This is a genomic window from Streptomyces sp. NC-S4 (genome assembly GCF_054353315.1).
This window is the reverse complement of sequence record NZ_CM135937.1, coordinates 6,073,532-6,096,216: the sequence shown is the minus strand read 5'-3', so window position 1 is coordinate 6,096,216 and position 22,685 is coordinate 6,073,532. Positions and strand designations below refer to the sequence as shown.

General features: G+C 72.3%; 20 protein-coding genes. 5 read left to right on the top strand and 15 right to left on the bottom strand.

The genetic code is table 11. The annotated features are described in order from the left end of the window. Nucleotides 1-155: 155 nt before the first annotated feature. The gene (locus ACXNSR_RS27645) at nt 156-824 is read left to right on the top strand and encodes a bifunctional DNA primase/polymerase (protein WP_458638091.1); all 669 of its coding nucleotides are present in this window, start codon (nt 156-158) and stop codon (nt 822-824) included. Between the two features lie 79 nt (nt 825-903). Here the strand turns inward: ACXNSR_RS27645 and ftsY are convergent, their stop codons facing one another. Then, nucleotides 904-2,121 carry a signal recognition particle-docking protein FtsY gene (ftsY, locus tag ACXNSR_RS27640; protein WP_266605383.1) on the bottom strand — a complete coding sequence of 406 codons (1,218 nt, stop codon included), beginning with the start codon at nt 2,119-2,121 and terminating at the stop codon, nt 904-906. 144 nt (nt 2,122-2,265) lie between these two features. Between ftsY and ACXNSR_RS27635 the strand changes: the two genes are divergently transcribed. Beyond that, a complete protein-coding gene (locus ACXNSR_RS27635) occupies nt 2,266-3,720 on the top strand; it encodes a cytosine permease (protein WP_458638090.1) in 1,455 nt (484 codons plus the stop codon). Between the two features lie 63 nt (nt 3,721-3,783). Next, nucleotides 3,784-4,770 carry an LLM class flavin-dependent oxidoreductase gene (locus tag ACXNSR_RS27630; RefSeq protein ID WP_458638089.1) on the top strand — a complete coding sequence of 329 codons (987 nt, stop codon included), beginning with the start codon at nt 3,784-3,786 and terminating at the stop codon, nt 4,768-4,770. 41 nt (nt 4,771-4,811) lie between these two features. On the opposite strand, the gene ACXNSR_RS27625 is transcribed toward ACXNSR_RS27630, so the two are convergent. The 4 genes from ACXNSR_RS27625 to ACXNSR_RS27610 form a co-directional block, all read right to left on the bottom strand. Continuing rightward, nucleotides 4,812-6,245, bottom strand: a complete 1,434-nt coding sequence (locus tag ACXNSR_RS27625) for a sugar porter family MFS transporter (RefSeq protein WP_458638088.1) — start codon at nt 6,243-6,245, stop codon at nt 4,812-4,814. Between the two features lie 183 nt (nt 6,246-6,428). Continuing rightward, entirely contained in the window at nt 6,429-10,187 is a 3,759-nt protein-coding gene (locus ACXNSR_RS27620; RefSeq protein WP_458638087.1) for an AAA family ATPase, read from the bottom strand. 214 nt (nt 10,188-10,401) lie between these two features. After that, entirely contained in the window at nt 10,402-10,620 is a 219-nt protein-coding gene (locus tag ACXNSR_RS27615; protein ID WP_030012524.1) for a hypothetical protein, read from the bottom strand. 348 nt (nt 10,621-10,968) lie between these two features. Beyond that, a complete protein-coding gene (locus tag ACXNSR_RS27610) occupies nt 10,969-11,250 on the bottom strand; it encodes an acylphosphatase (RefSeq protein WP_030012523.1) in 282 nt (93 codons plus the stop codon). A 133-nt stretch (nt 11,251-11,383) separates the two neighbouring features. Between ACXNSR_RS27610 and ACXNSR_RS27605 the strand changes: the two genes are divergently transcribed. Next, nucleotides 11,384-12,373, top strand: a complete 990-nt coding sequence (locus tag ACXNSR_RS27605) for a CAP domain-containing protein (protein ID WP_458638086.1) — start codon at nt 11,384-11,386, stop codon at nt 12,371-12,373. 17 nt (nt 12,374-12,390) lie between these two features. On the opposite strand, the gene ACXNSR_RS27600 is transcribed toward ACXNSR_RS27605, so the two are convergent. Next, a complete protein-coding gene (locus ACXNSR_RS27600; protein ID WP_458643409.1) occupies nt 12,391-12,993 on the bottom strand; it encodes a flavodoxin family protein in 603 nt (200 codons plus the stop codon). Between the two features lie 136 nt (nt 12,994-13,129). On the opposite strand from ACXNSR_RS27600, the gene ACXNSR_RS27595 reads away from it, so the two are divergent. Beyond that, a complete protein-coding gene (locus ACXNSR_RS27595) occupies nt 13,130-13,534 on the top strand; it encodes a winged helix-turn-helix transcriptional regulator (RefSeq protein ID WP_458638085.1) in 405 nt (134 codons plus the stop codon). On the opposite strand, the gene mutM is transcribed toward ACXNSR_RS27595, so the two are convergent. From mutM to ACXNSR_RS27550, 9 genes are all read right to left on the bottom strand, one after another. Beyond that, entirely contained in the window at nt 13,507-14,400 is an 894-nt protein-coding gene (mutM, locus tag ACXNSR_RS27590) for a bifunctional DNA-formamidopyrimidine glycosylase/DNA-(apurinic or apyrimidinic site) lyase (protein WP_458638084.1), read from the bottom strand. The two genes, ACXNSR_RS27595 and mutM, sit on opposite strands and share 28 nt — an antisense overlap. A gap of 115 nt (nt 14,401-14,515) precedes the next feature. Then, nucleotides 14,516-15,364, bottom strand: coding sequence for a ribonuclease III (rnc, locus tag ACXNSR_RS27585; RefSeq protein ID WP_189745506.1), 849 nt, complete (start codon nt 15,362-15,364; stop codon nt 14,516-14,518). Nucleotides 15,365-15,383: 19 nt separating this feature from the next. After that, nucleotides 15,384-15,557 carry a 50S ribosomal protein L32 gene (gene rpmF / locus ACXNSR_RS27580; protein WP_003965982.1) on the bottom strand — a complete coding sequence of 58 codons (174 nt, stop codon included), beginning with the start codon at nt 15,555-15,557 and terminating at the stop codon, nt 15,384-15,386. A 2-nt stretch (nt 15,558-15,559) separates the two neighbouring features. Then, a complete protein-coding gene (locus ACXNSR_RS27575) occupies nt 15,560-16,210 on the bottom strand; it encodes a YceD family protein (protein WP_458643408.1) in 651 nt (216 codons plus the stop codon). Between the two features lie 189 nt (nt 16,211-16,399). Continuing rightward, on the bottom strand, nt 16,400-17,467 hold the full coding sequence (locus tag ACXNSR_RS27570; protein ID WP_458638083.1) for an ATP synthase subunit B family protein: 1,068 nt from the start codon (nt 17,465-17,467) through the stop codon (nt 16,400-16,402). Between the two features lie 103 nt (nt 17,468-17,570). Further along, nucleotides 17,571-18,050, bottom strand: a complete 480-nt coding sequence (gene coaD / locus ACXNSR_RS27565; RefSeq protein ID WP_458643407.1) for a pantetheine-phosphate adenylyltransferase — start codon at nt 18,048-18,050, stop codon at nt 17,571-17,573. Nucleotides 18,051-18,064: 14 nt separating this feature from the next. After that, nucleotides 18,065-18,643 (bottom strand): 16S rRNA (guanine(966)-N(2))-methyltransferase RsmD, encoded by a 579-nt coding sequence (gene rsmD / locus ACXNSR_RS27560; protein ID WP_458638082.1) that lies wholly within the window; start codon nt 18,641-18,643, stop codon nt 18,065-18,067. Between the two features lie 73 nt (nt 18,644-18,716). Continuing rightward, nucleotides 18,717-20,909, bottom strand: coding sequence for an ATP-dependent DNA helicase RecG (recG, locus tag ACXNSR_RS27555; RefSeq protein ID WP_458638081.1), 2,193 nt, complete (start codon nt 20,907-20,909; stop codon nt 18,717-18,719). Nucleotides 20,910-20,935: 26 nt separating this feature from the next. Next, entirely contained in the window at nt 20,936-22,606 is a 1,671-nt protein-coding gene (locus ACXNSR_RS27550) for a DAK2 domain-containing protein (protein ID WP_458638080.1), read from the bottom strand. Nucleotides 22,607-22,685: the final 79 nt, after the last annotated feature.

Here is a 22,685-nt window from a genome sequence, read left to right as displayed (position 1 = left end):
TGGACTGGAGTGCGCTCGGGGCGCGCGCGGCGAGGAGTGCGCCGGGCGACACCGGAGGACACCCCGCGGCGGGGCCGCCGGCAGAGGTCCCGCCGAGGTCGTCGCACCGGCTTCGTAACCACCGGCACGTCCGACCCGTTGGAGGGGGCATGGGCATGGGCTTCACGATCGGCGGCAGCCGCGGCACCAAGGAGTTCCGCTCCGGCACCCGGCGCCGCGGGCGGACCTCGGAGTGCACGGCGGTGGCGGAGTACACCGGGCTGTGGGGCTGGGACGTGGTGCCCGGCGCCCGCGCCGCGGCGCCCGCCCGCGACTGCTCCTGCGGGGACGCCGCGTGCCCCGCACCCGGGGCGCACCCCCTGGCCTTCGCCCCCACGGTCCCGGCCGGGGCCACCCTGGACGAGGTCACCGAGACCTGGAGCGAGTACCCGGGCGCCGCCGTACTGCTCCCCGTGGGCCGCGCGTTCGACGTCATCGAGGTCTCCGAGGAGGCCGGGCGGCGTGCGCTGGTACGGCTGGAGCGGATGGGCCTGCCGCTCGGCCCGGTCATCGCCACCGCCGGCGGCCGGGCGCAGTTCTTCGTGGCCCCGGGGGCGGCGGCCGAACTGCCGCAGCTGCTGTACCGGATGGGCTGGGACGACGCCGACCTCGACCTGCGGGCCCTGGGACACGGCGCCTTCGTGACGGCCCCGCCCTCCGACCGCGGCGGGCTCGGCCAGGCCGGCTGGCTGCGGCCGCCCGCGCTCGACTCCGCCGACGGACCGCCGCAGGCCAGGCTGCTGCTGGGGACCCTCGCGTACATCTGTCACCGCTTCCGGCGGTAGCCGCGTTCCGGCCGCGCACATGACGGTGCCCCCGCGTTCCGGCGGAACGCGGGGGCACAGGTGTCCGTACGGGACGCGGTCAGTCGCCGATCAGGGCGTCGACGAACGCCTCCGGCTCGAAGGGCGCCAGGTCGTCCGGCCCCTCACCGAGGCCGATGAGCTTGACCGGTACGCCCAGTTCGCGCTGGACGGCGACGACGATGCCGCCCTTGGCGGTGCCGTCGAGCTTGGTGAGCACGATGCCGGTGATGTCCACGACCTCGGCGAAGACACGTGCCTGGGTCAGGCCGTTCTGCCCGGTGGTGGCGTCCAGGACCAGCAGGATCTCGTCCAGCGGACCGTGCTTCTCCACGACGCGCTTGACCTTGCCCAGCTCGTCCATGAGGCCGGTCTTGGTGTGCAGGCGGCCCGCGGTGTCGATGAGCACCACGTCGGCGCCCTCGGCGATGCCCTCCTTGACCGCGTCGTAGGCGATCGAGGCCGGGTCGCCGCCCTCCGGGCCGCGCACGGTGCGGGCGCCGACGCGCTCGCCCCAGGTCTGGAGCTGGTCGGCGGCGGCGGCGCGGAAGGTGTCGGCCGCGCCGAGCACCACGCTGCGGCCGTCGGCGACGAGCACGCGGGCCAGCTTGCCGGTGGTGGTGGTCTTGCCGGTGCCGTTGACACCGACGACCATGATCACGCCGGGCGTGTCCTCGCCGCTCTCCGTCTTGACGACGCGGTCGAAGTCGGTGCCGACCAGGGTCAGCAGCTCCTCCTTGAGCAGGGCGCGCAGGTCCGCCGGGGTCCGGGTGCCGAGCACCTTGACCCGCTCGCGGAGCCGGTCCACGAGCTCCTGGGTCGGTACGACACCGACGTCGGCGACGAGGAGGGTCTCCTCGATCTCCTCCCAGGTGTCCTCGTCGAGGTGCTCCCGGGAGAGCAGCGTGAGCAGCCCCTTGCCGAGGGAGTTCTGCGACCGCGCCAGGCGGGCGCGCAGCCGGACCAGGCGTCCGGCGGTGGGCTCGGGAACCTCGATCTCGGGCGCGGCCGGGGCCGCGGGCACGGGTTCGGCCACCGGCGCCGGGGCGGGAGCCGCGGCCTCCGGGAGCCCGACCTCCTCGATCGTGCGGCGCGGCTCTTCCGCCGTCTCTACGGCGTCCTCCCCCACCTGCGGTTCGGCAGGCGGAGCAGTGATGGTCGGCGTGCTCGGCGGTGCCGGCGGCGGCAGCTGCTTCTTCTTGCGGCTGCTGACCACGAGCCCGCTGATCACACCGACCGCGACCAGGGCGATGACTACAGCAAGGATGAGGATGTCCATAACCCCACCAGTATCGGACACGGCCGCCCCGGAGCCGGGAACCCGGGCGTGCGGACCGGGACGTAAGCCGCCGATTGTGGTTTTAGCTGTAAATCCACGATGATGAACGACTTCCCCTCATAACCTCCCCAACGGAGCATTCGCATGCCTGCCGAGCCCGCCGACGGCGCAGCCGAAACCGCGATCGAGACCCGCGGTCTGGAACCCGTCCCGGACAGCGAGCGCGGCGGCCGGGTCCGCGACCTCGTCCCCACCTGGGTCGCCGCCAACATCAGCGTGCTGCTGCTGACCATGGGTGCGGGGCTGGTGATCTTCAACAAGCTCAACATCTGGCAGGTGCTCGTCGTCGCGGTCGCCGCGCCGGTCCTCTCGTACGGGATCGTCGGCCTGATATCCATCGCGGGCAAGCGCGGCGGCGCCCCCGGCATGGCCCTCTCGCGGGCGGTGTTCGGGCAGCGCGGCAACCTCTTCCCGGGCGCCCTGATCTGGGTGGCCCGCTGGGGCTGGGAGACCATCAACGCGGTCAGCGGCGCCTACGCCGTACTGACCGTGCTCGACCTGCTGTTCGGGGTCCGCAGCAGCACCCCGCTCATCGTCGTCACCCTGCTGTTCTTCGTGGGCTGCACCTTCGTGGTCTCGGGTCTCGGCATCAACGCACTGCGCGTCTGCTCCACCTGGTCGACGTACCTCTTCGGCGCGTTCAGCGTGCTCGTCCTCGGATACCTGCTCTTCACCACCGACTGGTCCGCCGTCTTCGGCAAGCCGGCCGGCTCCAGCGCGATGATGATCGCCGGCATCGGCACGATCGCGGCCGGCGGAATCAGCTGGGTGCCCTCGGGCCCCGACTTCACCCGCTACCTGCCGCGCACCGCCTCCTCCAAGGGCATGGTCGGCGCGACGATCGGCGGCGCCGGGGTGGTCGTGCTCCCGATGGTCCTGATGGGCGCGGTCATGGCCGTCGGCACCCCGGACCTGGCCACGGCCCAGGACCCGGTGTCCTTCATCGGCGAGCTGCTCCCGACCTGGATCGCGGTCCCGTACCTGCTCATCGCGCTCGTCGGCATGCTGCTGATCAACTCGATGTCCATGTACTCGGCCGGGTTCACCGCGCAGACCCTGGGCATCAAGGTCCCGCGCGCCGCGGCCGTCAGCGTCAACGCGGTCATCAGCCTGGTCTTCGGGTTCCTGCTGATGGTGGTCGCCACCAGCTTCTTCGGGTCGTTCATCTCGTTCCTGACCCTGCTGGCCGTGGCGTTCTCCGCGTGGATCGGTGTCTTCGGCGTGGACATGCTGCGCCGCACGGCCTACGACGGCCCCGCGCTGCTGGACACCACGCGGACCAGCGCCTACTGGTACAGGGGCGGCTTCGCCTGGCAGGCGATGACCGCGTGGGGCCTGGCCCTGGTCGTGGGCCTGCTGTTCACCAGGGTGGACTGGTTCGCCGGACCGCTCGCCTCCACCTGGATCGGCGAGAACGGCCTGGGCTGGGCGGCGGGCATCCTCACCTCCGCCGCGCTGTACGCCGTACTGCCGCGCACGGCGCCGGCGGAACCGGCTGCGGCCGGGGAGCGCGAGCCCGCCGGATCCCTGTCCAACTGACGCCACGTCAGCTAACGTCCCCCTTCGCCCGCCCACCCACATCCGGCGAAGGGGGACTCCTCCATGCCCATCACCGTGGCCCGGTTCAATCTCGTCGATCCCGACGGCACCCCCGAGACCCTCTCCGCCCGCTACCGGGCGGCGCTGGAGATGGCCCGGTACGCGGACGACCGCGGGATCGACACCGTCCAGACCGAGGAGCACCACGGCACCGACAACAACTGGCTGCCCTCCCCCTTCGCCTTCGCGGGCGCGGTCTTCGGCGCGACCCGCCGGATCGCGGTCACCGTCTCGGCGATCATCGGCCCGCTGTACGACCCCCTGAAGGTCGCCGAGGACATCGCCGTCCTCGACCTGCTGAGCGGCGGCCGCCTGGTGACGGTCGCGGGCATCGGCTACCGGCCCGAGGAGTACGAGCAGCACGGCGTGGAGTGGGGCCGGCGCGGCCGGCTCCAGGACGAGCTGCTGGAGACCCTTCTGAAGGCCTGGACCGGCGAGCCCTTCGAGTTCCGCGGGCGCACGGTACGGGTCACCCCGACGCCGTTCACCCGGCCGCACCCGCTGCTGCTGGTCGGCGGCAGCTCCGAGGCCGCGGCCCGGCGGGCCGCCCGGCTGGGGCTGCCCTTCTTCCCCAGCGCGCACCTGCCGGAGCTGGAGGCGTACTACACCGCACGGCTGGCGGAGTACGGCACCGAGGGCTTCTGCATGATGCCGGCGGCCGAGACACCGCTGCTGCACATCGCGGAGGACCCGGACAGGGTCTGGGCGGAGCACGGCGAGCGCTTCCTGCACGAGGCGGGCACGTACGCGTCCTGGCAGTCGAAGGACATCCGCAGCGCCGTGCGGTCGGCCGCGCGCTCGGTGGCGGAGCTGCGCGCGGAGGGCGTGTACCGGGTCCTCACCCCGGACGAGGCGGTCGCGTACGGCCGGGCCGCGGGCGAGGCGGGGAACCTGGTCCTGCACCCGCTGTGCGGCGGGATGCCGCTGGACGAGGGCTGGCGGAGCCTGCACCTGCTCTGCGAACAGGTACTGCCCCGGCTCAAGGACTGAGCCGGGGCAGTATCGAGGAGAGGGGGCGTTGGCGGGGGTGGTTACCCCATCTCCTCCAGCGCCTTGCCCTTGGTCTCCGGCACCCATTTGAGGATGAAGGGGATCGAGAGCAGGGCGAAGAACGTGTAGATCATGTAGGCGCCCGAGAGGTTCCAGTCGGAGAGGGACGGGAACGTGACGGTGATGACCCAGTTGGCGATCCACTGGGCGGCGGCGGCCACACCGAGGGCGGCGGCGCGGATGCGGCCGGGGAACATCTCGCCCAGCAGCACCCAGACCACCACGCCCCAGGAGAGGGCGAAGAAGAGGACGAAGAGGTTGGCCGCGACCAGGGCGGTGATGCCCTGCGCGTGCGGCAGCGTGATGTCGTCGCCGACCCCGGACTTGTAGGAGAACGCCCAGGCCGCCGTCCCCAGCGACAGTGCCATGCCCACGGAGCCGATGAGGGCGAGGGGCTTACGGCCGAGCCGGTCCACGAAGATCATCGCGATGACCGTACCGATGATGTTCACGACCGAGGTCTCGAACGAGTACAGGAACGAGGAGCTCGCGTCGATGCCGACCGACTGCCACAGCGAGGAGCTGTAGTAGAAGATCACGTTGATGCCGACCAGCTGCTGGAAGACGGAGAGGCCGATGCCGACCCAGACGATGGGCAGGAATCCGAAGCGGCCGCCGAGCAGGTCCTTGAAGGTGGACTTCACCTCGGAGCGCATGGAGTGGTCGATCTCGCGGATGCGGGCGTCGGCGTCGATGCCGGAGCCCTCGACCTCGCGCAGGACCTCCTTGGCCTTCTCCGTGCGGCCGACCGATACGAGGAAGCGCGGGGACTCCGGGATGACGAAGGACAGCAGGCCGTAGAGCACGGCCGGCACGACCATCACGCCGAGCATCCACTGCCAGGCCTCGAGTCCGCCGATCTCACCGCGCTGGTCACCGCCCGCGAGGTTGAGGATCGCCCAGTTGACCAGCTGCGAGACGGCGATGCCGATGACGATGGCCGCCTGCTGGAAGGAGGCGAGCCGGCCGCGGTAGGCGGGCGGGGAGACCTCGGCGATGTAGGCGGGGCCGATGACGGAGGCCATGCCGATGCCGAAGCCGCCGATCACCCGCCACATGGCGAGGTCCCAGAGGGCGAACGGGAGGGCCGAACCGATGGCGCTCGCGGTGAACAGGACGGACGCGATCTGCATGCAGCGGATACGGCCGATCCGGTCGGCGAGGCGGCCCGCGGTGGCGGCGCCGATGGCGCAGCCGATGAGCGCCGCGGCGATCACCTGGGCGAGCGCTGCGGAGCCGACGTCGAAGCGGTCGCGGATGGCGACGACGGCGCCGTTGATGACGGAACTGTCGTACCCGAAGAGGAAGCCGCCCATGGCCGCGGCCGCGGCGATGAAGATGACGTGGCCGAGATGCTCGGGCTGGGGCGAGGATCCGCCGCCCGGCGCCGAGGCCCGCGATGTGCTGCTGGTCAAGGTGTGCTCCGTGGGGTTTTTGTCCGTCCTCACAGTGGCGCACAGTTCAAGATCGGGCACCACTCGAAGCCGGGAGACAGCGGAGTGAGCCTATGCGTTCAGCTTCTGAAGTCAATACTTGGCGTGAAGTTCACATGTCCGGGAGATTGCCGCCACTGAATTCACTTCTTGAAAGTGTGGGTCTCAACGCAGCCGCTGGCTGATGACCTTGGAGACCCCGTCCCCCTGCATCGAGACGCCGTAGAGCGCGTCCGCGACCTCCATCGTCCGCTTCTGGTGCGTGATGACGATCAGCTGCGAGCTCTCCTGGAGCTCCTCCATGATCCGGATCAGCCGCTGCAGGTTGGTGTCGTCGAGCGCGGCCTCGACCTCGTCCATCACGTAGAACGGGCTGGGACGCGCCTTGAAGATGGACACCAGCATGGCCACGGCGGTCAGCGAGCGCTCACCGCCGGAGAGCAGCGACAGCCGCTTGACCTTCTTGCCCGGCGGACGTGCCTCCACATCGACGCCGGTGGTGAGCATGTTGTCGGGGTCGGTGAGGATCAGCCGGCCCTCGCCGCCCGGGAACAGGCGCGAGAACACCCCCTCGAACTCCCGGGCCGTATCCCGGTAGGCCTCGGTGAAGACCTGCTCGACGCGCTGGTCCACTTCCTTCACGACTTGAAGGAGGTCGGCCCTCGTCTTACGCAGATCCTCCAGCTGCTCACTGAGGAACTGGTGACGCTCCTCCAGCGCCGCGAACTCCTCCAGCGCGAGCGGATTGACCTTGCCGAGCTGCTGGTAGGCGCGCTCGGCGGCCTTGAGCCGCTTCTCCTGCTGGGCCCGGACGAAGGGGCCTGGCCGGTTGCGCGGGTCCTGCGGGTCCTCCGGCAGGACCTCTCCCTCGGCGGCCGGGGACGGGGGCACCGGCTGGTCGGGGCCGTACTCCGCGACCAGGGCGGCGGCCGCCATGCCGAACTCCTCCAGCGACTTGGTCTCCAGTGCCTCGACGCGCAGCCGCTGCTCGGCCCCGAGCACCTCGCCGCGGTGGACCGAGTCGGTGAGCTTGTCCAGCTCTCCCTTCAGCTCCCGGCCGCGGTTGCGCGCCTCGCCGAGCTCCCGCTCGGCGAGGCCCTTCGCCCGTTCGGCCGCCACCCGCTCCTCATCGGCCCTGCCGAGCGACACCTCCACGTGCGCGAGGAGCTGCCGGGACCCGTCGGCGACCGCCCGGGCCACCTCCGCCTCGTGGCGCAGCCGGGCCCGGCGCCGCTCGGCTCGGATCCGGGCCTCGCGTTCCGCCCGGGCCGCCCGGTCGAGCGAATCCGCCCGGCCGGCCAGCCCCTTGACCCGCTCCTCGAGCGTCCGCAGCTGCAGCCGGGCCTCCATCTCGGTCTGCCGGGCGTTGGCCCCGTCGGCCGCGAGCCGGTCCCGCCGGGAGCCGTCCGGCTCCTCGTCCACCGGCATCTCCTCGGCGGTCGCGAGCCGCTCCGCGCACTCCTCGACCTCGGCCAGCGCCTGCTCCAGGGAGTCCTGGGCCCGGGCCGCGGCCGTGGCGCTGCGTTCGGCCTCGCCCGCGGCGCCCTTCGCCTGCCCGGCGAGCCGGCCGAGCTGCTGGGCGACCCCGGCCCGGGCCGCTTCCGCGGCGCGCCGCCGCTCGGCGAGCTCCTCGACCAGGGCGGCCGCGTCCTTCCGGCGCGTCTCGGCGGCCGCCCGGGCCCCGGCGAGCTCCTCGCACCGCGCGTCCAGCCGGGCCAGCTCGCCCGTGGCCTCGTCGACGGCCGCCTGCACCTCGATGAGGCTGGGCGCCCCGGCGGAGCCGCCGTGGGCGAGGTGCGCCCCGAGCACATCGCCGTCGAGGGTCACGGCCACCGCGTCGGGCCGCCCGGCGACCAGCGCCTCGGCCTCGTCGAGGCTCCCCACCACGAGGTGGTCCCGCAGCACCCACTCCACGGCCCGCCGTACCTCCGCGTCGCCGCCGACCAGCCCGGCGGCCGGTACGGGCCCGCCCGCACGCCCGCCGCCCGCGAGCGGCTCCGGAGCCGGGGCCGCGGCCGACGTGCCCGCGCCCGCGCCCGCGCCCGCCAACAGGTGCGGTGCGGGTACCGGGGTGGGCAGATCCCCGTCCCGGGACGGGGCCGGGTGGGGGACGGCTCCCCCGGATCCGGCTCCCCCGGAACCGGTACGCCCGGATCCGGCTCGGGCCGCGTCCGAGGGTCCGGCCGAGGACTGGACCGGGAGGGCGGGTGCCTCCGGGGCGATCAGCAGGGTGGCGCGGCCCGCGTCCGCCTCACGGAGGTGGCGGATCGCCTCGGCCGCCGCGCCCGGGGAAGCCACCGCCAGCGCGTCCGCGGCCGAGCCCAGTGCGGCGGCCACGGCGACCTCGTAGCCGGGGGTCACCGACAGCCGCTGCGCCGCCGGTCCCAGCAGCCCCGCCAGCCGCTCCCGCGCCGCGAGCAGCGCACCCGTACCGTCCTTGCGCCGCAGCCCCAGCGCCAGCGCGTCCCGGCGTGCCGAGACGGCCGCCCGCGAGCGCTCCGCCCCGGACAGGTCCTCACGGGCGGCGGACAGTTCCGACTCCGCCCGCGCGAGCCCTTCCCGCGCGCTCTCGTGGTCCGTCTCGGCCGACGGTTCGTCGAGCCCGCCGACCTCCTCGGCCAGCGTCTCGTACTCCTCCTGCGCGGCGGCGGCCCGGGACTGCGCCGCGTCCCGCGCCGCGACGAGCCGGTCGATCTCGGCCTGGGCCGCTCCGGCGCGGGAGCGGGCCGCGCCGAGCCGCCCGGTCAGCCGGGCCAGTCCCTCGCGCCGGTCGGCGATGGCCCTCGCGGCGTCCCGCAGCCGGCGTTCCTCCTCCGCCAGCGCCCGCTCCAGCTCCGCCCGGTGCTCGGCCGTGTCCTCCAGCGCCCGCGAGGCCGCCTCCAGAGCCGCCGTCAGTTCCGCCTCCTGCTCGCGGATCCGCGCGGCCTCCCGTTCCAGCTCCTCGGGATCGCGGCCGCGCCGCTCCTCCTCGGCCGGGGCGGAGGCGCTCTTGACCCGCGCGTCCGCCAAGGAGGCGGTGCCCCGGATCCGTTCGGCGAGCTGCGACAGCTCGTACCAGGTCCGGTGCGCCCGCTGCAGCCGCGGGGCGAGCTCCCGTACCGCCTCCTCCAGCTCCGCCTCGCGCCGCACCGCGCCCGCGAGCTGGGCCTCGGCGGCCTCCTTGCGCTCCTTGAGCGCCGCCTCGTCCGCGATCTCCGCGTCGAGGGCGCGCCGCAGTACGACCAGGTCGTCGGCGAGCAGCCGCAGCCGCGCGTCACGCAGGTCGGCCTGGATCACGGCCGCTCGCCGGGCGACCGCCGCCTGCCGGCCCAGGGGTTTGAGCTGGCGCCGCAGCTCGTCACCGAGGTCCTGGACGCGCGCGAGGTTGGCCTGCATCGCGTCCAGCTTCCGCAGCGCCTTCTCCTTGCGCTTGCGGTGCTTGAGCACGCCGGCCGCCTCCTCGATGAAGGCGCGGCGGCCCATGGGATCGGCGTGCAGTACGGAGTCCAGCTGGCCCTGTCCGACGATGACGTGCATCTCGCGGCCGATGCCGGAGTCGGAGAGCAGTTCCTGGATGTCGAGCAGGCGGCAGGTGTCACCGTTGATCTGGTACTCGCTGCTGCCGCCGCGGAACATGATGCGGGTGATGGTGACTTCGGCGTAGTCGATGGGCAGCGCGCCGTCGGAGTTGTCGATCGTCAGGGACACCTCCGCCCGGCCGAGCGGCGGACGTCCGGTGGTCCCGGCGAAAATGACGTCTTCCATCTTCCCGCCGCGCAGGGACTTGGCCCCTTGTTCACCCATGACCCAGGACAGCGCGTCCACCACATTGGACTTGCCGGAGCCGTTCGGGCCCACGACACAGGTGATTCCGGGCTCGAAGCGCAGGGTGGTGGCGGACGCGAAGGACTTGAAGCCACGCAGGGTCAGGGACTTGAGGTGCACGCCGCCGGACTCTACCTTTCGCGTCCGGTTTCACCCATCAAGGTGCTGGGCACAACTGACGCCAATAGCATCAGGCCCCCCACCTGGCCCTGTGGTCCTGGGCGCGGCGGTCGGGAAAGTACGGGAGGAGAGGGAGACGGAAAGAATGAAGGGACGCCGGAGCGTCCCTTGCAGATCATGCGGGGCTGGAGTCGAGCGACGAGTGAAGCGCGGGTCAGGTGAGCGCAGGCTCCGCCTGGGGTACGTCGATGTCGATGCTGCCGAGCAGCGAGTCTCCGTCGTGCTGAGCGGCGGCCGCGTTCAGCGCGTCATTTTCGGACTGAATCCGTACGAGCTCGGACTCGAGGTCCTGGACGCGCTGCTGAAGCCGTCGCATCTCGGCGAGGAGTCGCGGGTCGGAACCGCCGACGTAACCGAGAAGCGCCTTTGCCATGATGGATGGTCCTCCACACTGAGTGACCGACCGAAGCGGTGTGGGTCGTGAGGGAATCGCACCCGCGGATGTCCGACAGCGACTGACAGTCACTGCGCTTGCTACTGCCAACACTGCCAAACAGCTCAGGTGCGCGGGGCTTCCAGCGTCTCACCAAAAAGTTTGACGGTCAACACGATCACGCCCCGTATCGGCGGGCACCCCGGTCCCCGCAAGGGGTGTGGAGATCATCCTCATCTTCGAGCCTTCCACGGATCGCTCCCGTCGGCAACGCGTCGACGACGAAAGCGCAGTTCCGGCCGTGTGCGGGCGATCAGAGATGTGATGAGTGCATGATCAGCCGATCGGTCACCGCATCCCGAATCCGTCGTAGCCACCGCGCGGTGTGCCCCAGATCTCTGTCACCCCGTCCACCCGGCCGGGCGTGTCGGAGGAGCGCAGCCAGTCGAGCAGCCGGTGGCAATTCTCACGTTGACCTTCGGCGACCACCTGCACTCGCCCGTCGTCGAGGTTGAGCGCGAAGCCGACGACCCCGCCGATCTCCAGGGCGTTCTCCCTGGTGAACCAGCGGAAGCCCACTCCCTGCACACGGCCGCGCACCCAGGCGGTCAGACGGACATCTTCATTCATGCGTGAACGCTAACCGGGCGGGCACTTTCGGGACACATCGCCCCCTGGCCCCATGGCGTACAGTCGCGCAGCAATGAACTCACCCATTTGGGTGGGTAAGGGATGATCTTGACCCGGCAAGGAAGGCGCTCCGATGGGCCGTCACCGACTCCCCGCCCAGCCGCACAGCGGCGGCAAGCGCGGCACCGCCCTGCGCACCGGCCTGCTGGGCGTCTCGGTGGCCGTCGCCCTCGGCACCGCGGCCGTCACCACCGGCATGGTGCCGGTCGGCGGCTCCTTCCCCTATGTGGGTGTCAGCGGTACGGGCACTCCCACCCCGCAGGCCAGGGCCGAGGCCTCGACCGGCCCCGACACGGCTCTGCAGCAGCAGAACGGCCTCGCGAACCTGTCGGGCCGCGCCTCCGCCGGCACCGGCGCGGGCAGCGCGTCCCCGAAGCCCTCGGTCCCGGCCTCCCCGTCGGCGTCCGCATCCGCGAGCCCCACGCCGAGCGGCTCCCCGAGCGCCTCGCCCTCGCCGTCCGCCCCGCAGTCCGCCGAGCCGAGCGCCGCGCCGAGCGCCGCCCCCTCCCGGTCGGCTACGCAGGCCCCGCCCGCCAAGGCCCCGCGCACGAGCCCGGCCACGCCCGCCGCGCCCGCCGCCCCGGCGCCCGCCAAGAGCCAGGCCCCGGCACCCGCCAAGAGCCGGACCCCGGCGCCGGCACCCTCCGAGTCGGCCACCCCCGCGCCCCGCCCGGCCCTGGACAGCCACTCCGCGGAGGAGGCCGCCGTCGTCGAGCTGGTGAACCAGGAGCGCGCGCTGGCCGGGTGCGGCCCGGTCCGGGCCAATCCGCCGCTCGCGGCGCTGGCCGGGGCCTTCAGCCTGGACATGGCCACCCGCGGCTTCTTCGGCCACGAGGACCCCGAGGGCAACACCCCCTGGGACCGCGCCACCAAGGCCGGCATCTCGGGCCTCGGCGGCGAGAACATAGCCCGCGGCCAGGGTGACGCCGAGGCCGTGATGAAGGCCTGGATGAACAGCCCGGACCACAAGGCGAACATCCTCAACTGTGAGTTCCGCACCCTGGGCGTCGGCGTCCACCTCGCGGCCGGCGGCCCCTGGTGGACCCAGGACTTCGGCTTCTGAGCCGAGCCCGCGAGGGCTCAGACCTCGGCGGCGGCCAGGGCCGCGCGGCCCGCGATGACGATGCGGGTCTGCTCGGTGACGCGGCGGCCCAGGTGCTCGGCGGTCGCGATGTCGGCCTTGTGGACCGCGTCCGCGCCCTCGTCGGAGTTGGTCTGGGCGGCGGCGCCGGCGAAGAAGCCGAGTCGGTTCAGGTCGTTCTCGGAGGCCGTGCTGGAGTTCCAGCCCGGCTTCAGGCCCAGGTTGACCCAGCTCATGCCGTGCTGCGCGGCCAGGATCTGGAAGAACTGCAGGGTGTGCAGCTTGTCGCCGCTCTTGGACGCGGAGTTCGTGAAGCCGGCCGCGACCTTGTCCTGCCAGGTGTCGCCGAACCAGCGCTTCGAGGAGGCCTCGGCGAAGACGTGGAAGGCGCCGGAGGCGGTGCCCATGTACGTCGGGGACCCGAAGACGATCGCGTCGGAGGCGTCGAGCAGCTCCCACTGGGCGTCGTCGATCTCGTCGACCTTGATGAGGTGGACGGTCGCCCCGGCACCCACGGCGCCGCTGCGGACCGCCTCGGCGACGACGGCGGTGTGGCCGTAGCCGGAGTGGTAGGCGATCGAGACGACGGGGGTGTGCGTGATTGCGGACAAGGCTGATCTCTCCCTCGGGAAAACTCTCGTCGCGGCACAGGGCGTGGTGCGACGAGAGAAAGAGAATCACTAACTTTTAGAAAGCGCAACCCTCGGGTTAGCGCTGCCGGGGAGTACGCTGTCCTGTATGGAGACCCCCGCCTGTACCGAAGCCCTGGAGACTGCACAACCGTTCGACGTCTTCGCGCGTGCCTGCCCGTCCCGGGAAACCCTCGAACACGTCACCGGCCGCTGGGGCAGCCTCACCGTGGGCGCCCTGCGCGAAGGCTCGTGCCGCTTCAACGAGCTGCGCCGCCGGGTCGAGGGCGTGAGCGAGAAAATGCTCTCCCAGACGCTGCACGCGCTGGAGCGCGACGGCATCGTCCACCGCGAGGCGCAGCCCACGAACCCGCCGCGCGTCGACTACGAACTGACCCCGCTCGGCGTCGAGGTCGCGGACCGGCTGCTCGCGCTCATCCACTGCCTGGAGGGGAACATGCCGGCGGTACTGGGCGCCCGGGAGTCCTACGACGCCACGCGCGGCAGCCGCTGACAGCGAGGGCAGAAGTAGCTCGACCGGTTCATCCACGGCCGGCGCCGGATCGGCGTGCCGCAGCGCCGGCAGGGTTCGTCCTCGCGCCCGTAGGCGTCGAGCGACCGGTCGAAGTAGCCCGACTCCCCGTTCACGTTCACGTACAGGCTGTCGAAGCTGGTGCCGCCGACCGCGAGGGCGGCGTTCATGACGTCCCGGACATGGCCGAGGAGTTCCGCGCTCCGCGGGCGCGTGAGCTGGGCGGTCGGGCGCTCGTAGTGCAGCTTGGCGCGCCACAGCGCCTCGTCCGCGTAGATGTTGCCGACCCCACTGATCAGGGACTGGTCCAGCAGCGCCCGCTTGATGGTGGTCCGCCTGGCGCGCAGCGCGAGGTGGTAGGCACCCTCGTCGAACAGCGGGTCCAGGGGGTCCCGCGCGATGTGCGCGATCACGTCCGGCAGCCCGTCGGTGCTGTCGGCGGCGACCTCGTGCAGCGAGAGGCCGCCGAAGGTCCGCTGGTCCACGAAGCGCAGCTCCGTCCCGGCGGCGCCCGCGGCGGAGCCGCTGTCGGAATCCGTGAAGCGCACCCGGATCCGCAGGTGCTTCTCGTCGGGGGCGTCCTGCGGCTGCACCAGCAGCTGCCCGCTCATCCCGAGATGCCCGAGCACGGACAGGTCACGGCCCGCCAGCGGCAGCCACAGGTACTTCCCGCGCCGCTGCGCCACCCCGATGGTCTCCCCGCGCAGCCGCGCCGCGAAGTCGGCCCCGCCGCCCGGATGGCGCCGGACGGCCCGCGGATGCAGGACCTCGACGGCCTCGACGGTCCGCCCCGCCACCCAGCGCTCCAGCCCCCGCCGCACGACTTCGACTTCGGGCAACTCGGGCACGGGGCACCTCCGGTGGGAGTGGATCTGACGCTCGTGGCGAGCGTACCGGCCGCCGGAAACGACAACCGCCCGCCCCTGCGAGGCAGGGGCGGGCGGGTACGTCCCGAAGGAAGGGTCAGGCGTCCGGCGCCGAGTCGGCGGGCGTCGGCACCCCGCCGTTCTCGGTCCCGGCCGAAGCCGGAACCCCGGCCGGACCGGCGGTCGCGGCGGCTGCCGCGGCCGCGGTCCGCTCGTCCGCGGCGGCACGGATTCCGCGCCATGCGGACTCCGCGGCCTGCTGTTCCGCTTCCTTCTTGCTGCGGCCGGTGCCGGTGCCGTACGAGACACCACCGACGCGAGCGGCAGCAGTGAAGGTCTTCTCGTGGTCCGGACCGGTCTCGGAGACCAGGTACTCGGGCACGCCAAGGCCTTCGGCCGCCGTGAGTTCCTGGAGACTGGTCTTCCAGTCCAGGCCGGCCCCGAGGTTCGAGGACTTCTCGATGAGCGGGTCGAAGAGCCGGTGGACCAGCTCCGAGGCCGCGTCGAGGCCCTGATCGAGGTAGACCGCGCCGATCACCGCTTCCAGGGTGTCGGCGAGGATGGAGGCCTTGTCCCGGCCTCCCGTGCCCTCTTCACCCCGGCCGAGCCGGATGAAGGAGCCGAGTTCGAGGCCGCGTCCGACCTCCGCCAGCGCGCGCGAGTTGACCACCGCGGCCCGAAGCTTGGCCAGCTGGCCTTCGGGGAGGTCCGGGTGGGTCGTGTACAGCGTGTCCGTGACCACCAGGCCCAGCACGGAGTCCCCGAGGAACTCCAGGCGTTCGTTGGTGGGCAGACCGCCGTTCTCGTACGCGTACGAGCGGTGGGTCAGCGCACGCACCAGAAGGGCGGACTCGAGTTGATACCCGAGCCGCCCTTCCAGAAGCGTGTGGGACGAGGCCGCGTTGTTACTGTCTGCCTGCTTCTCAGCGTTGGACAGCTCAGACATTGCGCCTCTCACCAGCCGCTCAGACCTCGAGGACCTGGCGCTTGTTGTAGGTGCCGCAGCTCGGGCACGCAATGTGCTGGAGCTTCGGCTCCTGGCAACGCTCGCACGAAACCAGGGTGGGGACCGCAGCCTTCCACTGCGACCGGCGGTGGCGCGTGTTGCTGCGCGACATCTTCCGCTTCGGAACAGCCACGGCTACTTCTCCTGCTTCTCGGCGGCGCCCTGAACTCCGTCAGAGGCAGTGCCGCTCATGTTGTCCTTCTCGCCGTCCTGATCGGTCACGACGAGTCCTTGCAATGCCGCCCAACGGATGTCGACGGCGTCATGGTGGTGGTCCGGGTCGTCGTTCAGGCTGAGCCCGCAATCGGGGCACAGTCCGAGACAGTCCTCCCGGCACACCGGCTGCATGGGCAGTGCGAGCACCACCACATCCCGCAGCACGGGTTCGAGGTCGAACAAACCGTCCTCGAGGAAGAGCGTGTCCTCGTCGTCCTCGGCGTCGTCGGCCGGTTCCGCGTGGGAGCGGCTCCGGTCGTCGGCGTCAGGGTACGAGAACATCTCCTGGAAGTCCGCCTTGAGCTCGCGCTCGACGGACTCCAGACACCTTACGCACTCCCCTACGGCCGATGCACGGGCGGTGCCTGTGACAAGCACCCCTTCCATGACCGACTCCAGGCGGAGGCTGAGCTTCACCGGGGCGCCTTCCGGCACTCCGATCACGCCGGCGAGACCGAAGTCCGCCGGTGCCGCGATCTCACGGGACAGCCGCTGCATGGCACCAGGACGCCGGCCCAGCTCGTGCGTGTCGAACACGAGGGGGTTGCGGTGGTCGAGGCGGGTATTCAGGGCCGTTCCTGCTTTCACAGATCGCTGAAGATCAAAGATTCCGCCGCACTAGGGCAGCATGGATCGCGGTGCATACGCGCGACCGAACAGCCAGGATACCCGCAGCGGCGCCCAGCGCCCAATCCGGTGCCAGGTCGTCTCTTTCGGATCTTGGACGCCGCGGGCCCGGCAAGATCCGGAAGTGACGGCCTAGCGCCCCTGTTCGTACTGGCGCAGCTGGTCCAGGTTGATCATGCTCGTGTCGAAGAGGCTGGTCTCGTCGAGCGAGGGCTGCTGGGCCTGGGCCTGCGGCTGGTACGCGGCATAGGGGTCGGGCTGCTGCGCGTCGTAGTGCGCGGCGTAGGCTGCCCCGGTGGAGCCGCCGCCCGCGGTGGAGTACGGGTCCTGCTGCTGGTAGCCGCCGTACGGGTCCTGGTAGGAGTAGGCGTCCTGCTGCTGGGCGGCGGGCTGGGCGGGCTGCTGGTAGCCGTACGTGTCGTACACGGGCTCCGCCTGCGCCGGGATCGGTGCCTGCACGTGCGGCGGCTCCGGGTCCGCAAGGCCCGCCAGGAAGTCCGAGTCGCTCGCCGAGCGGGACTGCTGTCCGCCCGCCGCGTCCTGGGCGGCCATGTGCACGCCCAGGTCGTCCGTCGGGACCCGGCCCAGGAGCTTCTGGCGGCCGCGGCCCACGGCCTCCAGGGTCTTGGAGAGCACCGCCTCGAAGGTCGCCAGCTTGGTGTCGACGTAGGCGTCCGCCTGCTGCCGCTGGGTCTCGGGGTCGTGGCTGCGCTCGGGTGCGTCCATGTCCGCATAGCCGTGCTCGTCCAGTCCCGGGCCGCGGCCCAGGAGCTTCTCCCGGCCCCGGTCCACCGAGCCGATGGTCTTGGTCAGCACGACCTCGAAGTTCGCGAGCTTGCTGTCGACGTAGTCGTCGGCCTCGGCCCGGATCTCCTCGGCCTCCCGGCGGGCCTCCTCGAGGATCCGGTCCGCCTCGGCCTGGGAGCGCCGCGCGATCTCGGTGTCGGAGATCAGCGAACCGCGCTGGTTGTGGGCCGCGTCGATGATCCGCTCCGCCTCCCGGCGGGCTTCCTCGACCACCTGCTCCCGGCCTCCGATGAGCTCCTGAGCCTGCGCGAGGGAGCCGGGCAGCGCCTGGCGCACCTCTTCGAGCTGCTCCAGCAGCTCGGCGCGGTTGATCACGCAGGAGGCCGACATGGGCATGGACCGGGCGCCGCCGACGGCCGCGACGATCTCGTCGAGCTTCTTCTGCACGTCCATGGGGGCTCGCACTCTCTCGGCCTCAGGCGGTTCCTGAGACGGACGGGACGACTGTACGGCCACCGGGCGGGCCCCCGACACCGCCTGACGCCCTCTCAGACGGTCAGCGCGTGCGCAGCCGCTCCAGGAGCGCCGCGTGGACGTGCGCCGGCAGCAGGTGGGCCACGTCGCCGCCCCAGGCCGCGACCTCCTTGACCAGCGAGGAGGACAGGAAGCTGTAGGTGGGGATGGTCGGGACGAACAGCGTGTCGACTCCCGCCAGGCCCATGTTCATCTGGGCCATCTGGAGCTCGTAGTCGAAGTCGCTGACCGCGCGCAGGCCCTTGACGATGGCCGGGATGTCCCGCTGCTTGCAGAAGTCGACGAGCAGTCCGCGGAAGGCCTCGACCTGGATGTTGCCGTACTCGGCCGTCGCCTCGCGGATCAGCTCGATCCGCTCCTCGACCGTGAACAGGCCCTGCTTCGAGTCGTTGATCCCCACGGCGACGTACACGACGTCGTACAGCCTGGAGGCGCGTCCGATGACGTCGAGGTGTCCGTTGTGGATGGGGTCGAAGGACCCCGGACAGACGGCGCGGCGCAACTGAACTCCCTCGTTCATGAGTCTTCGCTGGTGAAGTCGGCGCGGCCGTACCAAAGGGTGCCCTCGCCGTACTTGCGCGACCGGAGCGGCTCGAAGCCCTCGGGCCACGGGAAGGCACCGCTCCTGGTGCTGCGTTCCACGGTGACGAGCGCATCGCCGGTGATCCAGCCGTTGGACCGGAGTGTGAGGAGGATCTCGCGCAGTTCCGCGCTGTCCACGGCGTACGGCGGGTCCAGGAAGACGATGTCGTACGGGTCCCCCGCGGCCCGGGCCGCCACGATCTGCTCGGCCTTGCCCGCGCGGAACTCCGCGCCGGGCAGGCCCAGGGTGCGGATGTTGTCCCGGATCGCCTTGGCGGCCTTGGCGTCGGCCTCGACGAGCAGGGTGTGGGACGCGCCCCGGGAAAGGGATTCCAGGCCGACGGCGCCGGAGCCGCCGTACAGGTCGAGCACCCGGGCCCCTTCGACGCCGTGCAGCGACTCCCAGGTCGAGAAGAGGCCTTCGCGCATCCGGTCCGAGGTCGGCCGGGTGCCGGTGCCGGGGGGCACGGCCAGCCGTCGCCCGCCGGCGCTGCCGGCGATCACGCGGGTCATCTGGGGTCCTTCGGTACGGCGGTCGGTGGGTGCCGGGGCGCTGCCACGGCACTCCCACCATAGGTCGTGCCGCTCAGCCCTTCTCCAGGTACTGCTCGCGCTCGGTGTCGAGCAGGGCGTCCAGCGCCGTCCGCAGGCCCGGCAGCCGCTCCAGCGCCGGGTCCTCGGCGACGACGCGGGTGGCCTCCTCCCGCGCCTGGGCGATGACCTCCTCGTCCTCGATGACGGCGAGCATGCGCAGCGAGGAGCGGACTCCGGACTGGGCCTGGCCGAGCACATCGCCCTCGCGGCGCTGTTCCAGGTCGATCCGGGAGAGTTCGAAGCCGTCGAGGGTGGCGGCGACGGCGGCCAGCCGGGCCCGGGCGGGGCTGGCCTCGTGCATCTCGCTGACCAGCAGGCACAGTCCGGGCGCGGAGCCCCGGCCGACCCGGCCGCGCAGCTGGTGGAGCTGGGAGACGCCGAACCGGTCCGCGTCCATGATCACCATGACCGTGGAGTTGGGGACGTTCACGCCGACCTCGATGACGGTGGTGGCGACCAGCACCTTGACCTCGCCGGCGGCGAAGCGGCGCATGACGTCGTCCTTGTCGGCGGGGTCCATCCGGCCGTGCAGCACCTCGACGGCCAGTCCCGCCAGCGGTCCGCGCGCGAGCTGTTCGGCGATCTCCACGACGGCGAGCGGCGGCCTCTTGTCGCCGTCGTCCTCGGCCGCCTTCTTCTTGGGTTCGTCCTCCCCGTCCCCGATGCGGGGGCAGACCACATACGCCTGGTGGCCCTTCTCCACCTCCTCGCGGACCCGTTCCCAGGCCCGCGCGAGGAAGTGCGGCTTGTCCTTCGAGGGCACCACGTGCGTCGCGATCGGGGAGCGCCCGGCCGGCAGCTGGTCGAGGACGGAGGTCTCCAGGTCGCCGAAGACGGTCATGGCGACCGTGCGCGGGATCGGGGTCGCCGTCATCACCAGCAGGTGCGGGGGCTGCTTCCCCTTGGACCGCAGCGCGTCGCGCTGCTCCACCCCGAAGCGGTGCTGCTCGTCCACGACGACCAGGCCGAGGTCGTGGAACTGCACCTTGTCCTCGATCAGCGCGTGCGTGCCGATCACGATCCCGGCCTCGCCGGTGACCAGGTCGAGCAGGGCCTGGCGGCGCGCGGGCATCCCCATGGAGCCGGTGAGCAGCACGACCTTGGTGCCCCGGTCGGACCCGCCGAGCATGCCCCCTTCGGCCAGTTCGCCCATCATCTCGGTGATGGAGCGGTGGTGCTGCTGGGCGAGCACCTCGGTGGGCGCGAGCATGGCCGCCTGCCCGCCGCTGTCCACGACGGCGAGCATCGCCCGCAGCGCGACCATGGTCTTGCCCGAGCCGACCTCTCCCTGGAGGAGGCGGTGCATGGGGTGTTCGGTGGCCAGGTCGTCGAAGATCTCCTTCGAGACGGTCTGCTGGCCCTGGGTGAGGGTGAAGGGCAGTTTCGCGTCGAAGGAGTCGAGCAGGCCGCCGGGGACGGCGCGGCGCGGGGCGGCCGGGAGCTGGGAGTCGGCGTGCCGGCGGCGGGCCAGGGCGACCTGCAGGACGAAGGCCTCGTCCCACTTCAGGCGCTGGCGGGCGTCCTCGATGTCGGCCTTGGTGCCCGGGCGGTGGATCTTCAGCAGGGCCTCGGTGAGCGGGACCAGCCCGCGGCCCTCGCGCAGGGCGGGCGGCAGCGGATCCACGGCCTCCTGGGCGCCGGGCAGCACCGCGTCCACGCACTTGGCGATCTTCCAGGACTCCAGCTTGGCGCAGGCCGGGTAGATCGGGATGAGCTGGTTGGCGAAGGCGGCCGCGGCGTCCCGGTCGGAGGCCTCCGCGCCGAGCGGCTCGTAGGCCGGGTGCGCGAGCTGGAGCTTGTGGTTGAACCTGGAGACCTTGCCGGCGAACATCGCGCGGCTGCCGGGCAGCAGGTCCTTGTGCGGCTTGTGGACGCCGGCGCCGAAGAAGACCAGCTGGAGACGGCCGCTGCCGTCGGTGATGGTCACCTCCAGACGCTTGCCGCGCCCCCCGTTGAAGGTCAGGATCCGGGCGTCGGCGACCTGCGCGACGACGGTCACGTGCTCGTCGATCTGGTCGGCGAGCTCGGCCAGCGAGGTCAGCTCACCGCGCTCGGCGTACCGCCGGGGGTAGTGGTGGAGCAGGTCCAGGGCCGTGTGCAGGCCGAGCTGCTCGGCCAGCACCTTGGCGGTGGCGGGACCGAGCGTCTTCTTGAGGTCTTCGTCGAGCGCGGGCACGTGTTCCATTGCACACCATGGCGCTGACAAGCCCGCTATTCCACCCCGACGAGGAGCGGCGCCGAGTACCGGCCGCCCCGGTAGGTGACGGTGTCCACGGCGAGGTGGCCCTGCTGGACGTGGGCCTCCAGGCGCTCGGCGACGCCGTCCGGTACGTCGGGTCCCAGGACCAGGGTGACGAGTTCGCCGCCGGAGCCCAGCATCCGGTCCAGGACGGCCTCGGCGGTCTCGGCCAGGCCGGAACCGATCACCGCGACGTCCCCGTCGATGAGGCCGAGCACGTCGCCGGCCTGGCAGATGCCGGCCGAGGTGAAGGACTGCCGTTCGGCGACGGCCAGTTCCCCGTACCGGGTGGCACCGGCCGCCGCCGTCATGGCGACCACGTCCTCGTCGAAGCTGCCCTCGGGGTCGTGCACGGCGAGGGCGGCCAGGCCCTGGACCGGGGAGCGGGTGGGGATCACGGCCACGCGTACGCCCTCGGCGCGGGCCTGTTCGGCCGCCGCGGCCGCGGCGGCGCGCAGTTCGGCGCCGCCCGGCAGCAGCACCACCTCGCGGGCGTGTGCGCGGCGGACGGCGTCGAGCAGCTCGGCGACGGCCGGCGGCTCCCCGGGGCGGACGAGCACGGTGGTCGCTCCCGCCTCCCCGCACAGCCCGGCCAGTCCTTCGCCGGGGACGACGGCGACCACGGCCCGCTGGGCGCGCTCGCCCCGGGCCCGGCGGCGCTCGTCCCCGAAGTGGGTGATCCGTATCCGGTAGGGGCGTCCGGCCACGATTCCGGCCTCCACGGCCGCGCCGGGGTCGTCGACGTGGACGTGGACGTTCCACAGGCCGTCGCCGCCGACCACGACCAGTGAGTCGCCGAGCCCGTCGAGGCGTCCGCGCAGTTCGCCGACGGCCGCCTCGGAGGCCTCCAGCAGGTAGATCACCTCGTACGCGGGCCCGTCCTCCTCCTGCGCGCAGGGGTCCGGCGACTGGGGTACGGGCACCGCGCGGCCGCGTACCGGTTCGGCGGCCGGTTCCTGGCCGGACAGTGCCTGCCACAGGGCGCCGAAGACGACGACCAGCCCGCAGCCCCCGGCGTCGACCACTCCGGCCCGGCCCAGCGCGGCGAGCTGCCCGGGGGTGTCGGCGAGGGCGGCGCGGGCCCCGTCGTAGGCGGCGCGGGCCACCTCGGCCGCGGTCCCGGCGGCGGCTCCGGCGGCCTCGCCGGCCCGGGCGGCGGCGCCGGCGACGGTGAGCATGGTGCCCTCCACCGGGTGCGCGACAGCGGCGTACGCCTCCTCCGCGGCCCGGGTCAGGGCGCGGGCGAGCAGCCCGCCGGGGCCCTGTCCGGCCTGTTCCGCCCGGGCGGCGGGCTCGTCGCCGAGTACGTCGGCCACTCCCCGCAGCAGCTGCGCCAGGATCGTCCCGGAGTTCCCGCGGGCTCCGACCAGGGCTCCGTGCGCCCAGGCTCGCACGGCCTCGGCCAGGGAGGTCCGGGCTGTGCCGTCGGTCACCTCGGGGAAGGCCTCGGTCAGGCCTCGGTCGGCCGATTCGGCGGTGAGGTAGAGGTTGGTGCCCGTGTCGGCGTCGGCGACCGGGTAGACGTTGATCGCGTCGATGTCCTCGCGGGCGCGGCCCAGTGCGGCCAGGGCCAGCGAGCTCCAGGTACGCACCGCTGCGGCGTCGAGCTCGTCGAGGGGCTGCGGCTGAGGCTCGTGCGCCACCGGGCGTTCCTCCTTGTGCGGGCCAGGGTTCACCGCAGGGTAACGAAGGGCCGCCCGGGCATCGGGACCGCGGGGCGGG

Bases quoted from the DNA above. Each gene is read 5' to 3' on its own strand.
- ACXNSR_RS27645 (WP_458638091.1), top strand. From the start codon at position 156: ATGGGCTTCACGATCGGCGGCAGCCGCGGCACCAAGGAGTTCCGCTCC.
- ftsY (WP_266605383.1), bottom strand. From the start codon at position 2,121: ATGGACATCCTCATCCTTGCTGTAGTCATCGCCCTGGTCGCGGTCGGT.
- ACXNSR_RS27635 (WP_458638090.1), top strand. From the start codon at position 2,266: ATGCCTGCCGAGCCCGCCGACGGCGCAGCCGAAACCGCGATCGAGACC.
- ACXNSR_RS27630 (WP_458638089.1), top strand. From the start codon at position 3,784: ATGCCCATCACCGTGGCCCGGTTCAATCTCGTCGATCCCGACGGCACC.
- ACXNSR_RS27615 (WP_030012524.1), bottom strand. From the start codon at position 10,620: ATGGCAAAGGCGCTTCTCGGTTACGTCGGCGGTTCCGACCCGCGACTC.
- ACXNSR_RS27610 (WP_030012523.1), bottom strand. From the start codon at position 11,250: ATGAATGAAGATGTCCGTCTGACCGCCTGGGTGCGCGGCCGTGTGCAG.
- ACXNSR_RS27605 (WP_458638086.1), top strand. From the start codon at position 11,384: ATGGGCCGTCACCGACTCCCCGCCCAGCCGCACAGCGGCGGCAAGCGC.
- ACXNSR_RS27595 (WP_458638085.1), top strand. From the start codon at position 13,130: ATGGAGACCCCCGCCTGTACCGAAGCCCTGGAGACTGCACAACCGTTC.
- rnc (WP_189745506.1), bottom strand. From the start codon at position 15,364: ATGTCTGAGCTGTCCAACGCTGAGAAGCAGGCAGACAGTAACAACGCG.
- ACXNSR_RS27570 (WP_458638083.1), bottom strand. From the start codon at position 17,467: ATGGACGTGCAGAAGAAGCTCGACGAGATCGTCGCGGCCGTCGGCGGC.
- rsmD (WP_458638082.1), bottom strand. From the start codon at position 18,643: ATGACCCGCGTGATCGCCGGCAGCGCCGGCGGGCGACGGCTGGCCGTG.
- recG (WP_458638081.1), bottom strand. From the start codon at position 20,909: ATGGAACACGTGCCCGCGCTCGACGAAGACCTCAAGAAGACGCTCGGT.